At 70.2% G+C, this 12,921-nt stretch carries 9 protein-coding genes and 1 pseudogene; 4 read left to right on the top strand and 6 right to left on the bottom strand.

Annotated elements, in window-relative coordinates:
- The first annotated feature begins 29 nt into the window (after positions 1-29).
- Positions 30-1,991, top strand: coding sequence for a YncE family protein (locus ACIBJG_RS27045; protein WP_399311199.1), 1,962 nt, complete (start codon positions 30-32; stop codon positions 1,989-1,991).
- Positions 1,992-2,985: 994 nt separating this feature from the next.
- Here the strand turns inward: ACIBJG_RS27045 and ACIBJG_RS27040 are convergent.
- On the bottom strand, positions 2,986-3,918 hold the full coding sequence (locus ACIBJG_RS27040) for a LysR family transcriptional regulator (protein WP_399311198.1): 933 nt from the start codon (positions 3,916-3,918) through the stop codon (positions 2,986-2,988).
- Positions 3,919-3,988: 70 nt separating this feature from the next.
- Here ACIBJG_RS27040 and ACIBJG_RS27035 point away from each other — a divergent pair, with 70 nt between their 5' ends.
- Positions 3,989-5,134 (top strand): TDT family transporter, encoded by a 1,146-nt coding sequence (locus ACIBJG_RS27035; protein WP_399311197.1) that lies wholly within the window; start codon positions 3,989-3,991, stop codon positions 5,132-5,134.
- Between the two features lie 22 nt (positions 5,135-5,156).
- Here the strand turns inward: ACIBJG_RS27035 and ACIBJG_RS27030 are convergent, their stop codons facing one another.
- The 3 genes from ACIBJG_RS27030 to ACIBJG_RS27020 form a co-directional block, all read right to left on the bottom strand.
- Entirely contained in the window at positions 5,157-5,702 is a 546-nt protein-coding gene (locus ACIBJG_RS27030) for a helix-turn-helix domain-containing protein (protein ID WP_399311195.1), read from the bottom strand.
- A gap of 171 nt (positions 5,703-5,873) precedes the next feature.
- On the bottom strand, positions 5,874-8,510 hold the full coding sequence (locus tag ACIBJG_RS27025) for an ABC transporter permease/substrate binding protein (RefSeq protein WP_399311193.1): 2,637 nt from the start codon (positions 8,508-8,510) through the stop codon (positions 5,874-5,876).
- Positions 8,503-9,567: a glycine betaine/L-proline ABC transporter ATP-binding protein gene (locus tag ACIBJG_RS27020; RefSeq protein ID WP_399311191.1), complete on the bottom strand. Its 1,065-nt coding sequence runs from the start codon at positions 9,565-9,567 to the stop codon at positions 8,503-8,505. Before ACIBJG_RS27020 ends, ACIBJG_RS27025 begins: the two co-directional genes overlap by 8 nt.
- A 319-nt stretch (positions 9,568-9,886) precedes the next feature.
- On the opposite strand from ACIBJG_RS27020, the gene ACIBJG_RS27015 reads away from it, so the two are divergent.
- Together ACIBJG_RS27015 and ACIBJG_RS27010 are read left to right on the top strand one after the other, a co-directional pair.
- Positions 9,887-10,795: a 5'-3' exonuclease H3TH domain-containing protein gene (locus ACIBJG_RS27015; RefSeq protein ID WP_399311486.1), complete on the top strand. Its 909-nt coding sequence runs from the start codon at positions 9,887-9,889 to the stop codon at positions 10,793-10,795.
- Positions 10,796-10,876: 81 nt separating this feature from the next.
- A complete protein-coding gene (locus tag ACIBJG_RS27010) occupies positions 10,877-11,719 on the top strand; it encodes a siderophore-interacting protein (RefSeq protein ID WP_399311190.1) in 843 nt (280 codons plus the stop codon).
- 231 nt (positions 11,720-11,950) lie between these two features.
- Here ACIBJG_RS27010 and ACIBJG_RS27005 read toward each other — a convergent pair whose 3' ends face one another.
- Positions 11,951-12,730 carry an ABC transporter permease gene (locus ACIBJG_RS27005; protein ID WP_399311188.1) on the bottom strand — a complete coding sequence of 260 codons (780 nt, stop codon included), beginning with the start codon at positions 12,728-12,730 and terminating at the stop codon, positions 11,951-11,953.
- Positions 12,727-12,840 (bottom strand): annotated as a pseudogene (locus tag ACIBJG_RS27000) (ABC transporter); the annotation flags it as partial. The gene ACIBJG_RS27005 and the pseudogene ACIBJG_RS27000, both read right to left, overlap by 4 nt.
- Positions 12,841-12,921 lie beyond the last annotated feature (81 nt).

Genomic DNA, 12,921 nt, shown 5'->3' with positions numbered 1-12,921 from the left:
CCACACTCGCTCCGGGGGTTCGAACTATCGTGCGTATACGCACTCTCCCGGCCGCCACCGCACTGGCGGTCCTCTTCAGCTCGGCGGTACTCACCGCCGCACCGGCGTACGCCGACACCACCAGGCCCATCGCGGTCTCGGACGCCGACGACACGGTCGTCGACGGCGTTCACCAGCGGCTGTACTTCAGCGACCGGTACAACAACAAGATCGTCGTCACTGACTACACCGGCAAGGCCGTCGCCACGCTCACCGGCCTGCCCCAGGTCCGTGACCTCGAACTGAGCCCGGACTCGGGCACGCTGTACGCGGCGGTCTACGGCGCCGACAAGATCGTCGCCATCGACACCGCGACCCTCACGCAGACCGCCGAGTACCCGACCGGCGACAAGACCATCCCCTCCCGGCTCGCCTATGCCGACGGCAAGCTGTGGTTCGGATACGGGGACCAGTGGGACTCCGGGCTCGGTTCCGTCGACCTGACGGCCGAGACGCCCACGGTGACGCTGGACCTGGCGGCCGGACACGACTTCGCAAGCCCGCCCGAGCTCTACGCGAACCCCGCCAACCCGGGCACGCTGCTTGCCCTCGACTCGCACATCAGCTCCGCCCCGATCGTCGTCTACGACACCTCCTCCGGTACCCCGGTCATCCGCGTGTCCGCCGAGAAGGGAGGCTTCTACAGGGACGCGGCCCTCACGCCGGACGGCCAGAACGTCGTCGTTGCGGGGCCCGGGAATCGGGCGCTCACCGAGTACCGGCTCTCGGACCTGGCACAGGTGCGCACCTACCCCGTCCCCGACCAGCCGGAGACGGTCAGCGTCGCTCCGGACGGCACGGTCGCGGCGACCGTCCTCGACACCGACGACCTCGGGGACACGTACGTCTTCGCCGGCGGCAGCGGCAAGCCCGCCAGCGTGCGCAACCTGTCGCACCAGTGGATGCCCTGGTTCGGACACTCGATGAACTGGTCGGCCGATGGCCGGAAGCTGTTCGTGCTGACCGGGTCCTCCGAGTTCACCCAGTTCCATGCCATCGACGAGCCCCGCAAGTACGTCGGGACGCTCAAGGTCGATGCCCCCGCCACCGCCACCCGCGCGAAGTCGCTCACCGTCAAGGGCTCACTCACCGCCGCCCTCGCGCTGCCCGCCGGGACCCCGCTGGCCGTCACCCGCACCGACATGGAGTCGCCGAAGGGGAAGTCGCTCGGCACCAAGCGGCTCGGCACGGGTGGCAAGTTCTCCTTCACGGACACCCCGCCGGCCGGCAGCAAGGTCACGTACACGGTGAGGTACGCCGGTGACGCCACGCACACCTCGGCCACCGCATCGGACACCGTCAACGTTTCCCGCGCCACGCCCACACTGACGCTGAACAACAACGGCAAGGTGTACGGCTATGCCAAGAAGGTCGCGTTCACGGCGCACCTCGGCACGACGTACAAGAACCGCACGGTCGAGATCTGGGCCGACCCGTTCGGGGCGGACAAGCCGAAGAAGCGGGTGAGGACCGGCACGGTCAACTCCAGGGGCAACCTGTCGGTCACCCTGACCATGACCCGGGACACCACGGTCACCGCCGTATTCAAGGGCGACGCCCGCTACGCCCCGAAATCGGCCAAGTCCACCGCGTACGCCCGGGTGAAGGTCTCGACGGTGCTGTCCAAGCACTACAAGACCGGCAAGATCGGCTCCACGACGTACCGCTACTTCCACAAGAACACCAACGTCATCTCCACGACGACGATGAGCTACTACAAGGGCCGCAAGCAGCGGCTCGAACTCCAGATGTACTACCAGGGCAAGTGGTACGACGGGGCCTCCGAGTACTTCAAGCTCGGCACCAACGGAAAGTCGGCCGTCAACCTGGGCCACTCCGGCAAGTCCGGCATCCGCGCCCGCGTGCGCTCCTCGTACGTCAACTCCGCTTCCGGAGACACCATCAACTCGACGACGCACGGGAGCTGGACGTACTTCATATTCACCAGCTGATGCACGGCCGACGTCTCACGAGGCTGTGACGTCAGGGGCGCGTCTCCTACCCGGGGCGCGCCCCACTGCTGTCCCCCCTTGCGCTCTCCGCCTCCGAAGCAGCGTGTGATCAGACTGCGTGACGTCCCGCCGGCCGCGGTCAACCCAAGCGGCCTGCATGCCCGACAAGGCCGCCTGGTTGACCGCGGTCAGCCGTTGCCGTCCGGGCGGCCGGGCAAAGCGCGGCCGCCCGGACGTCGTTGACCGTACGGGCGCGGGGCTCGGGCAGTGCGGCGACCAGCCGCAGTACGGCGCTGCGGCTGACGGGTACTCCGAAGACCCGGGCCATCCTTGCACCGGCCCGGCCTGCGAGCGCGAGGCCGACCGCGGCCGGCATCTGACGCAGGCGCTCGCTCCGCCGACTGTGCCGTCGGTTCAGCCCCGGCACCTGCTCGACGAACGTCAGCCGTCCGCACGAAGCGTTGGGCAGCAGAACCGGCGGACGTGCAGACAGACGACCACCCGCCGCCCCGCAGTAGGCACGTCGGCTGGAAAACCGCAGGTAGGAGCTGTGTACCCGGCTCGACCAACTCCCGCAGTCCGGACATCCCGAGCCGATCGTCGTCACGCGGACCTCGATACGTATCGCCTTGTTGTTCACGTCTGCCGTCCACCGACAGCACTGCCACGTCCGCGATCGAGGGGCGCTCCCCGTGAGACCACGCCCCACGACCGAAGCCGCGCTACGCTCCGTCCGCCCGGCGAAAGACCAGGTCAGACAGCGAAATCCTGCTGGAGTACCAGGCCGTGTTTCGAAAGTAGCGCCGTCCGCCCGGAGGGCGGGCCGGGCGGCGTCTGGTGCGTGCGATCGCAAGGCGCCGGGAAGTCCTCGTAGCGGAGCTACCAGGGCTTTTCGGCAACGCCGCGAGCAATGGGGTCTCCCCTGCTCGAGCGAAGCCGAGAGCTCCGGGAAGTGCCAGACGCCGCCCGGCAGGCGGGACTTTCGAAACACGCCCTAGTCCGCGGGCGCGCTCGACCGCGTCAGGGAGAGCAGGTCGCGGGCCGGGCCCGTGGGGCGGTGGCCCGCGGGCCAGACGGCGCGGAGCTGGCGGCGCAGGCGGACCCCGGCGATCGGCACCTTGACCAGGCGCCGGGCCGAGAGTTCCTCACCGAGGGCCAGTTCGCTCAGGACGCAGGGTCCGGCGCCGCTCTCCGCCGCCCCCTTCACCGCCGTGGTGGAGGAGAGCTCCAGGAGCGGCTGGGCCAGTCCCCCGTGCACAGCGAGGGCGGCGTCCAGGACCTGGCGGGTGCCGGAACCGTGCTCGCGCAGGATCAGCGGGGTCGCGGCCAGCTCCTGCGGGGTCAGCGGGGTGCGGCGACGGGCCCACGCGTGCGAAGGCGCGACCACGACGACCAGGCGGTCGTGCGCGATGACCGTGCCGTCGAGCCCCTCCGGCACGGACAGGCCCTCGACGAAGCCGAGATCCGCCTCGCCGGTCAGCAGGCGCTGCGCCACCACCGCGGAGTTGCCGGCGAGCAGCGAGACCGCGGTGTCGGGCCGCGCGCCGCGCAGGGCGATCAGCCAGCCCGGGAGCAGGTACTCGGCGATGGTCATGGACGCGGCTACCCGCAGCCGGGAGTCGCGGCGGTCGCGCAGCGCCTGGGCGCCCGCGTCGAACGCCTCGGCTGCCTCGACGATCCGGCGAGCCCAGTCGGTGACGAGCGCTCCCGCGTCCGTGAGGCGGGAGCCGCGGGGCGAGCGGTCGACGAGGGCGAGGCCGAGCTGCCGCTCCATCGAGCGGATGCGGCTGCTGGCGGCGGGCTGGGTAATGCCCACGTCGCGGGCGGCACGTCCGAGGCTGCCGTGCCGGGCGACGGCGAGGAGCAGCTCCAGCGCGCCGAGATCAGGTACCCGGTGGGAGAGGAGTGCAGGCGCGTCGCTGGTCATAAGCCCACCTTATGACCTCATAGGCCGGGACTCCCTGGTGGGGGACGTTCCGGGCGCCGAGAATCGTGGCATGGCCATCTTTCCGCAGACCCGCACCGCTCCCCCGTACGCCGCCGCCCGGCGGCCGGCCCTGCGGCACTTCGGTCCCAACTGGTACGCGACCGTCATGGGCACCGCGATCGTCGCGAGTGCGGGCGTCGCGCTGCCCGTGCACGTCCCCGGGCTGCGGGCGGCCTGCGCGGCGGTGTGGGTGCTCTCCGCGGTCCTGCTCGCCGCCGTGCTGACGGCCCGTGCCGGGCACTGGGCAGCGCACCGCGACCAGGCCCGCGCCCATCTCCTGGATCCGGCGGTCGCGCCGTTCTACGGCTGCCTCTCGATGGCCCTGCTGGCCGTCGGCGGGTCCGGGATGGTGGTCGGCCGGGACGTGATCGGCCATCAGGCGGCCCTGGCCCTGGACGTGGTGCTGTTCACCGTGGGCACGCTGACCGGGCTGGCCGCCGCCGTGGCGATTCCGTACCTGATGATCGTGCGCCACCGGCCGGAGCCGGGCACCGCGTCCCCGGTGTGGCTGCTGCCGGTGGTGGCGCCCATGGTGTCGGCCGCGCTCGGGCCGCTGCTGGTGGCGGAGCTGCCCGAGGGACAGTGGCGGGAGGCGCTGCTGCTCGCCTGCTACGCGATGTTCGGGCTGAGCCTGCTGGCCACGCTGGTCATGCTGCCGCTGATCTTCGCCCGGCTGGTCCACCGGGGCCCGCTGCCGCTCGTGCTGACGCCCACCCTGTTCCTGGCGCTCGGCCCGCTGGGCCAGTCGACGACCGCGGTCAACGCGCTGGCCGATGTGGCACCGGGTGCGATCCAGACCCCGTACGCCTCCGCGTTCGGTGCGTTCGCCGTGCTGTACGGGGTGCCGGTGATGGGGTTCGCCCTGATGTGGCTGGCCCTGTCCGTCGCCCTGGTGGTGCGGGCGGTGCGGGGCGGGATGACGTTCTCCATGACGTGGTGGGGCTTCACCTTCCCCGTCGGTACGTGTGTGACGGGGGCCGCCGGTCTGGCCCGGCACACCGGTCTGACGGCGTTCACCTGGCTGACCGTCGCCCTCTACGTGCTGCTGGTCGCGGCCTGGGCCGTGGCCGGGGCGCGCACGGTACGGGGGCTGCTCAGCGGGGTGCTGCTCGCGGCGCCGCAGAAGCCTGCGCCGGTGGCGGTCCCCGCCGTCTGAGCGCCGCCTCGCCGGGGACGCCTCAGCGCCGCGGGTCGAACGTGGCGTCGATGTGCTCGGCGACCGCGACCACCAGCAGGCGGGTGCCGGGTACGGTGGCCCGCCAGCGGTGGCGCACCCCGCCCGAGAGGAACAGCGTGTCGCCGCGCTCCAGCCGGTAGGCCTGTCCCTCGGCCTCCACCTCGGCGGCGCCCTCCGCGACGTACATCACCTCGTCGTTGCGGTGCTGGAACTCGCGCCCGAGGTCGAGTTCCCCGGTGAACTCGAGGGCACTGAGCTGATGGCGGCCGCGCACCACCCTGCGTACGCCGTCCTCCTGCCCGCCGCGCACGACATCGACCGCGCGTGCGGAGTCCGCGGCGGCGCGCAGGCGGGCGGTGGTGGTCTCCAGGGCGTCGGCGACCCGGTCCAGGGAACGGGCGCTGGGTCTGGCCCGTTCGTTCTCGATCTGGCTGAGGAACGGTACGGACAGACCGCTGCGTGCGGCGACCGCGGCCAGGGTGAGTCCCAGGGATCTGCGCTGTCGGCGGACCGCGGCGCCCACCCGGAGTGTTTCCTTGTCGTCCATGTCCGGCTCCCTCCCGACTCGCCATCCTTCCGGCTGCGAGCACCTTACGCACTCCGTTACGCGAGGTCGGCCGGGAAAGAGTCGTCCGGACAGCCGGAAAGGGGTGGGCCCCGCCGTCGGCGGGGCCCACCCCTTTGCGTGTCACACCCCCTGGCGGGGGCGCCGGCGCCGTTACTGCTGAGGCGCCATCTTGTCCGCGATGCCCGGATTCTTGTCCATCCAGGCCTTCACGGCTTCCTCCTCGTGCCCCGCACCGTGCTTCTGGATCTGGTTCTCCAGGCCGGCGAGCTGGTCCTCGCTGAGCTTGAAGTCCTTGAACCACTTGGTGAGCTGCGGGTAGTTCTCCGGGAAGGCCTTGGAAGCGATGGTGTGCAGCCGGTCGCCGTCACCGAAGGCCTTCTTCGGGTCCTGGAGCTTGGTCATCTTGTACTCGCTGTACGCCCAGTGCGGGGTCCACAGCACGACGGCGATGGGCTCCTTCTTGGCGTACGCGCGCTTCAGCTCGGCCAGCATGGCCGGCGTGGAGCCGTCGACGACCTCGTACTCCTTGTCCAGGCCGTAGCTCGGCAGCACGTTCTTCTTGAGGTTCTCCATCGTGGCGGTGCCCGGTTCGATGCCGATGATCCGGCCCTTGAACTGCGAGCTCTTGCCCTTCAGGTCCGCCAGGGACTTCACGTCCTTGACGTAGTCGGGCACCGCGATCTCGATGGAGGTCGGGCCGTACCACGAGCCGATGTCGGTCAGCTTGGTGCCGTACTTGTCCCAGTAGTTCTTCTGGGTGTACGGCAGCCAGCCGTCGAACTGCACGTCGATCTGGCCGCGGGACATCGCGGCGTACATCGGGCCGACCTCGAACTGCTTGAGGTTGATCTTGTAGCCGCGGTCCTCCAGGACTGCCTTCCACAGGTACGTGGCGGCGATGTCCTCCTCCCAGGGGAACCAGGCCATCTCCACGGCACGGTCACGCTCGTCCTTGCCGTTCGCGCCCTTGGACGAGGCGGCCTTCTTGACCGGGGTCCACTTGTCGGCGACGCCGGGGTTGGCCTTCAGCCAGGTCTGGACGGCCTCCTGCTCCTTGCCCGAGCCGCTCTTCTGGATCTGCGCCTCGAGACTGGTGAGCTGGTCCTCGGTCATCTTGAAGCTCTTGAGCCAGTTGCCGACCTCGGGGTTGTCGGCCGCGAAGCCCTTGCGGGTCAGCGTGTGGATGCCGTCGCCCTTGCCCCAGAGGTTCTTGGGGTCCTTGAGCTTGGTGAGGTCGTACTGGTTGTACGCCCAGTGCGGCGACCAGAGGGGAACGACGATCGGTTCCCTCTTGGCGTACGCGCGCTTCAGCTCGGCCAGCATGGCCGGCGTGGAGCCGTCGACGACCTTGTACTCCTTGTCCAGGCCGTAACCCGGCAGGATCTTGTCCTTGAGCAGGCCCGTCTCACCGGCGCTCGGCTCGATGCCGACGATCCGGCCCTTGAAGTCGGACGCCTTGCCCTTGAGGTCGTCGAGGGAGTCGACGCCCTTCACGTACGAGGGGACGGCGAGCTCCAGCGAGGTGGGGCCGTACCAGGAGCCCATGTCCTCGAGGCGGTCCTTGTACTTCTTCCAGTACGAGGCGTGGGTGACCGGCAGCCAGGAGTCGGTCTCGAAGTCGATCTGACCGCCCGCCATGCCGGTGTACAGCGCGCCGGCCTCGTACTGCTTGACGTCGACCTCGAAGCCGCGCTGCTCCAGCAGCTCCTTCCACAGGAAGGTGGAGGCGATGCCTTCGTCCCACGGGATGTAGCCCATGCTGATCTTCTTGCCGGCCCCGATGTTCTTGGGGTCGGAGCTCGCGGTGTCGTCCGAGTCCGAGGAACCGAACATGCCCATGCCGCCGGCGACGAGCGCGAGGACGACGATGCCGACCATGGCGACGACGGGCTGCGGGCGGTAGTTCCACACCTTGAGTCCGCCGGTCACCGACTGCGCCTTGGCGAGTGCGCGGCGGGCGAGCGGGGAGACCTCGCGGCCCAGGGCGCTGGTCATGCGGTCCAGGTACATCGCCAGGACGACGATGGAGACGCCTGCCTCGAAGCCGAGGCCCACGTCGACGTTGCCGATGGCGCGGTAGACGGAGCCGCCGAGGCCGCCGCCGCCGACCATGCCGGCGATGACCACCATGGACAGGCCCAGCATGATGACCTGGTTGATGCCCGCCATGATCGTGGGAAGCGCGAGCGGCAGCTGCACCCGCAGCAGGGTGTTGCGTGAGGTCGTGCCGAACGCCTCGGCCGCCTCGACGAGTTCACCGTCGACCTGACGGATGCCGAGCTCGGTCATCCGGACGCCCGGGGGCAGCGCGAAGATGATGGTGGCGATGATTCCGGGGACGACGCCGACACCGAAGAAGATGACGCCGGGGATCAGGTAGACCATGGCGGGCATGGTCTGCATGAAGTCGAGGACCGGCCGGGTCACCGCGCTGACGGTCTTCGAGCGGGACGCCCAGATTCCGAGCGGGATCGCCAGGACCAGCGTCACGATGGTCGCGACGAGCACCAGGGTGAGGGTGTCCATCGCTTCGTCCCACAACTCGACGGAGTCGATGAGGGCGAAGCCGACGAACGCGAGCACACCGGCGAGCAGGCCGCGCAGCCACCAGGCGATGACGGCGACAATGCCCGCGAAGAGCAGGGGGGCGGGGGCGGAGAGAACGGCGGCGATGCCGTCGAACATGCCGCTCACGATGGAGCTGATGGCGTCGAAGAGCCAGGCCAGGTGGGTCTGGAGCCAGTCGACGGCTGAGTCGACCCAGTCGCCGAGGTGGAGCCTAAACACTGGCCACCTTCTTCAGCGTGGTCTGGGCGTCCGCAGGAGCCTCGGCGGGCGTCATCGGCTCACCGAGCACGGCGAGCAGCCGGGCGCGGGGCACGACGCCGATGAGCTTGCCCTTGTCGTCGGTCACGGCGACCGCGACACCACTCTGCGAGCAGGGCGTGAACAGCTCGATGATCGGGGTGGACTCGACGACGGTGGCCGGTGCCTCCCGAAGGACGTCGGCGGGCGTACGCAGTTCCTTGCCGTCGTCCGTCGTGGTGCCCATCACGGTGTGCGGCTCGGCCATGATGGCGCCCGCGGTCAGCACCCGGGAGCGGTCGACGTCCTGGGTGAAGGAGGCGACGTAGTCGTTGGCCGGCGTGACGAGGATGTCCTCGGCGGTGCCGAGCTGGACTATCTCGCCGTCGCGCATCACGGCGATGCGGTCGCCGAGGCGCATGGCCTCGTTGAGGTCGTGGGTGATGAAGACGATGGTCTTCTTCAGCCGCTTCTGCAGTTCCAGGAGCTGGTCCTGCATGTCGCGGCGGATCAGCGGGTCGAGCGCGCTGAAGGACTCGTCCATCAGGAGCAGGTCGGCGTCGGTGGCGAGCGCACGGGCGAGGCCCACGCGCTGCTGCATCCCGCCGGACAGCTCGTCGGGCCAGGACTTCTCCCAGCCGGCGAGGCCGGTCATCTCCAGCGCTTCGGTGGCGCGGCGGTTGCGCTCGGCACGCGGCACACCCTGCACCTCGAGGCCGTAGCCGGCGTTCTCCAGGACGCTCCTGTGGGGGAAGAGCGCAAAGTGCTGGAACACCATGCTGATCTTGGTGGAGCGGACATGGCGCAGCTCGGCGGGGCTCAGGGCGGTCAGGTCCTGGCCGTCGAAGAGCACCTTGCCGGCGGTGGGCTCCAGCAGCCCGTTGAGCATGCGCAGCAACGTGGACTTGCCGGACCCGGACAGACCCATCACGACGAAGATCTGGCCCGGTTCCACGGTGAACGATGCGTCGATCACCGCTGCGGTCGTTCCGTCGGCGCGCAGCGCTTCGCGGTCCGTGCCGCTTTCGAGCTTCTGCACGGCTTGATCGGGTCGTCTGCCAAATACTTTGTACAAGTGTTCGGCTTGCAGCCTTGACACATACACCTCACGCGTTGAACCGAAAACGGTCTGCCACCCCCTCCGGCAGACCGTGGAGCGGTGCGGATTCGGTCCGCATGGCACGTGCACTAGTTGAAAATGCGACGTGGTCCGCTCCGGTGGCGCGCCTGCCCCCGCTTACGTGAAGCAAACGCAAGAGTGACCCAGCTCACAAAAGACCGGCCGGAGTTCGGGAACCGCGTCCGCGGCGGCCACTGTCGGTGGGGTGCGGCATCATCGGGGTGTGACGCGACGCCTGATGCTCCTCGACACCGCCTCCCTCTACTTCCGCGCCTACTTCGGGGTGCCCGATTCGGTGCGCGCACCGGACGGGACGCCGGTCAACGCCGTGCGCGGGCTGCTGGACTTCATCGGCCGGCTGGTCCAGGACCACCGGCCGGACGATCTGGTCGCCTGCTGGGACGCGGACTGGCGGCCGCAGTGGCGGGTCGACCTGATCCCCTCGTACAAGGCGCACCGTGTCGCGGTGGAGACGGGCGCCGGGCTGCCGGACGAGGAGGAGACACCCGACACGCTGGCCCCGCAGGTGCCGGTCATCGCGGATGTCCTCGACGCCCTGGGCATCGCCCGGGTCGGCGTCGCGGGATACGAGGCCGACGACGTGATCGGCACGCTGACCGGCCTGGCGACCGGCCCGGTCGACATCGTCACCGGCGACCGCGACCTCTACCAGCTGGTGGACGACGCCCGCGAGGTGCGGGTGCTCTACCCGCTGAAGGGCGTCGGCACCCTCCAGATGACGGACGAGGCCTGGCTCCGCGAGAAGTACGGGGTGGACGGCTCCGGATACGTCGACCTGGCCCTGTTGCGCGGCGACCCGAGCGACGGACTGCCGGGCGTTCCCGGCATCGGCGAGAAGACCGCGGCGAAACTGCTGGACGCGTTCGGCGACCTGGCCGGGATCATGGCCGCGGTCGACGACCCTGCCGCCAAGCTGACGCCCTCGCAGCGCAAGCGGCTCGACGAGGCCCGTGACTACGTGGCCGTCGCGCCGACCGTGGTCCGGGTCGCCGGTGACGTACCGCTGCCGGACTTCGACCCCGCGCTGCCCCGCGAACCCCGCGATCCCGCCACGCTCGAAGCGCTTGCGGACCAGTGGGGACTGGGCGGGGCGCTGCAGCGCCTGCTCTCCACACTCACCGCCTGAAGTGTTAGGTTAGGTGACCCTAAGGCCAATGATCCCGTGTATGGGCCATCGGTCCGGTATCCGGAGCAGGGAGACAACCTCGTGGCAGAACGACCGGCGCGGCGGGCACCCAAGGCGCAGGGTGCGCAGGTCCTGCGCACCGAGCAGATCACCCCGCACATGATCCGGGTGGTGCTCGGCGGTGACGGTCTCGCCGACTTCACGCTGTCCGGCTTCACCGACCACTACGTGAAGCTCTGCTTCGCCCCCGAGGGCGCCGACTACGCGCACCCCTTCGACATGGCCCGCATCCGCGAGGAGTTCCCGCGCGAGCTCTGGCCCACGACGCGTACGTACACCGTGCGCTCCTGGGATCCGGAGAGCCGGGAGCTGGCGATCGACTTCGTGGTGCACGGCGACGAGGGCCTCGCCGGCCCGTGGGCGGCGCGTGCGGCGGCGGGCGACCAGGTGACCTTCCTGGGCCCCGGCGGCGGTTACGGCCCCGACGCCTCGGCCGACTGGCACCTCCTGGTGGCCGACGAGAGCGCCCTGCCGGCCGTGGCCGCGGCGCTGGAGCAGATGCCCGCGGGCGCGGTGGCGCACGCGTTCATCGAGGTCGCCGACGCCTCGGAGGAGCAGAAGATCGCGTCGCCGGACGGCGTCGAGGTCACCTGGCTGCACCGGGGCGAGCGCCCGGTCGGCGAGGCGCTCACCGCCGCGGTGAAGGAGCTGGAGTTCCCCGCGGGCGACGTCCAGGCGTTCGTCCACGGCGAGGCGGGCTTCGTCAAGGAGATCCGCCGCCACCTGAGGCTCGACCGCGGGATCCCACTGCCGCAGCTGTCGATCTCCGGCTACTGGCGGCTCGGCCAGAACGACGACACCTGGCGCTCCGTCAAGCGCGAATGGAACGAGCAGGTGGAGCGCGAGCAGGAGCGCGCCGCGTAGTTCCTGACGACGAACCCCACAGTGCCCCGGTCCGCGGACCGGGGCACCGTCATGCGCTCCGGGGCCCCGGGCCCGTGACGGGAAGTGCGGCGCCCGTGGGCTCAGTCGCCCGTCGGTGAGCAGCCCGGACATCGATGTGCTGCGCGCGGCCCGGGAACGCGGAGCCCGGCGCGGGAGCGGACTCCCGGGCCGGGCGGGCCGTGCGGTGGCGGACCGTTGAGGGACCGCCCGTCAGACGGACTTCTGGTACGAGCGGAAGGTACGGGTCGACAACCAGACCGCGATCACGGCGAGCACCAGCAGCGCTCCCCCGCGGCTGAGCACCAGGCTCCGGTCCGGATCCGCCGTGAGCGCGGAGCGTCCTGCCACCATCGCCCAGTTGACCGGATTGAAGTCGGCGATGTGCCGCATCCAGGACGGCATCTGGCTCGCGGCCATGAAGGAGGTCGAGAGGAAGGTCAGCGGCAGAAGCAGAAAGGTGTTGATGCCGATGATCGACTCCCGCTGGCGGACCAGCATGCCGAGGGCGTTGGAGAGCGCGCCGAAGACCGTGCCGAGCAGGATCGAGGCGAGGACCAGGATCAGCAGCCCGCCCGCTCCGCCCGGGTAGGTGGCGCCCGCGGCCCGGCCGAGCAGGACGATGATCACGGACTGCACGGCCGTGCTGATGCCGTTCTGTACGACGTTGGCGTTCATCAGCGCGTTGCGGCTGACGGGCGTCGTCAGGAAGCGGTTGAGCGTGCCGCGCTCGATCTCCTCCAGGGTGCCCATGCCGGCCCACATGCTCGACCCCAGAGCGCTCATCACGACGATGCCGGGGATCAGGTAGTCCAGGTAGGACGTGGTGCCGAAGCCGCCGAGTTCGACGACCTTCTTGAAGAGGTTGCCGAACAGGAACAGCCAGATCACCGGCTGGATCAGCGAGATCACCAGGAAGACCGGCTGCCTGAGGATCGCCGTCAGCTGGCGCTGGGTCATGTACCAGGTCTGGGCGAATGCCTGACTGCTCATCGGGTGCCTCCTGCGGCGGCCGGGGCGGGGAAGCTGTCCGGGATCGTGGCCTCCGCCTCGGAGAAGCGGCGGCCGGCGTACCGCAGATAGACGTCGTCGAGGGAGGGGCGGGGGGCCGGGGGGGGCGGCCCCCCCCCCCCCCCCCCCCCCCCCGGCCCGCGGCCCCCCCCCCCCCCCCCCCCCCCCCCCCC

The sequence above is a fragment of the Streptomyces sp. NPDC050422 genome (assembly GCF_044458665.1).
In the GTDB taxonomy this organism is placed as follows: Bacteria; Actinomycetota; Actinomycetes; order Streptomycetales; family Streptomycetaceae; genus Streptomyces.
This window is presented reverse-complemented; position numbering and strand designations above follow the sequence as displayed.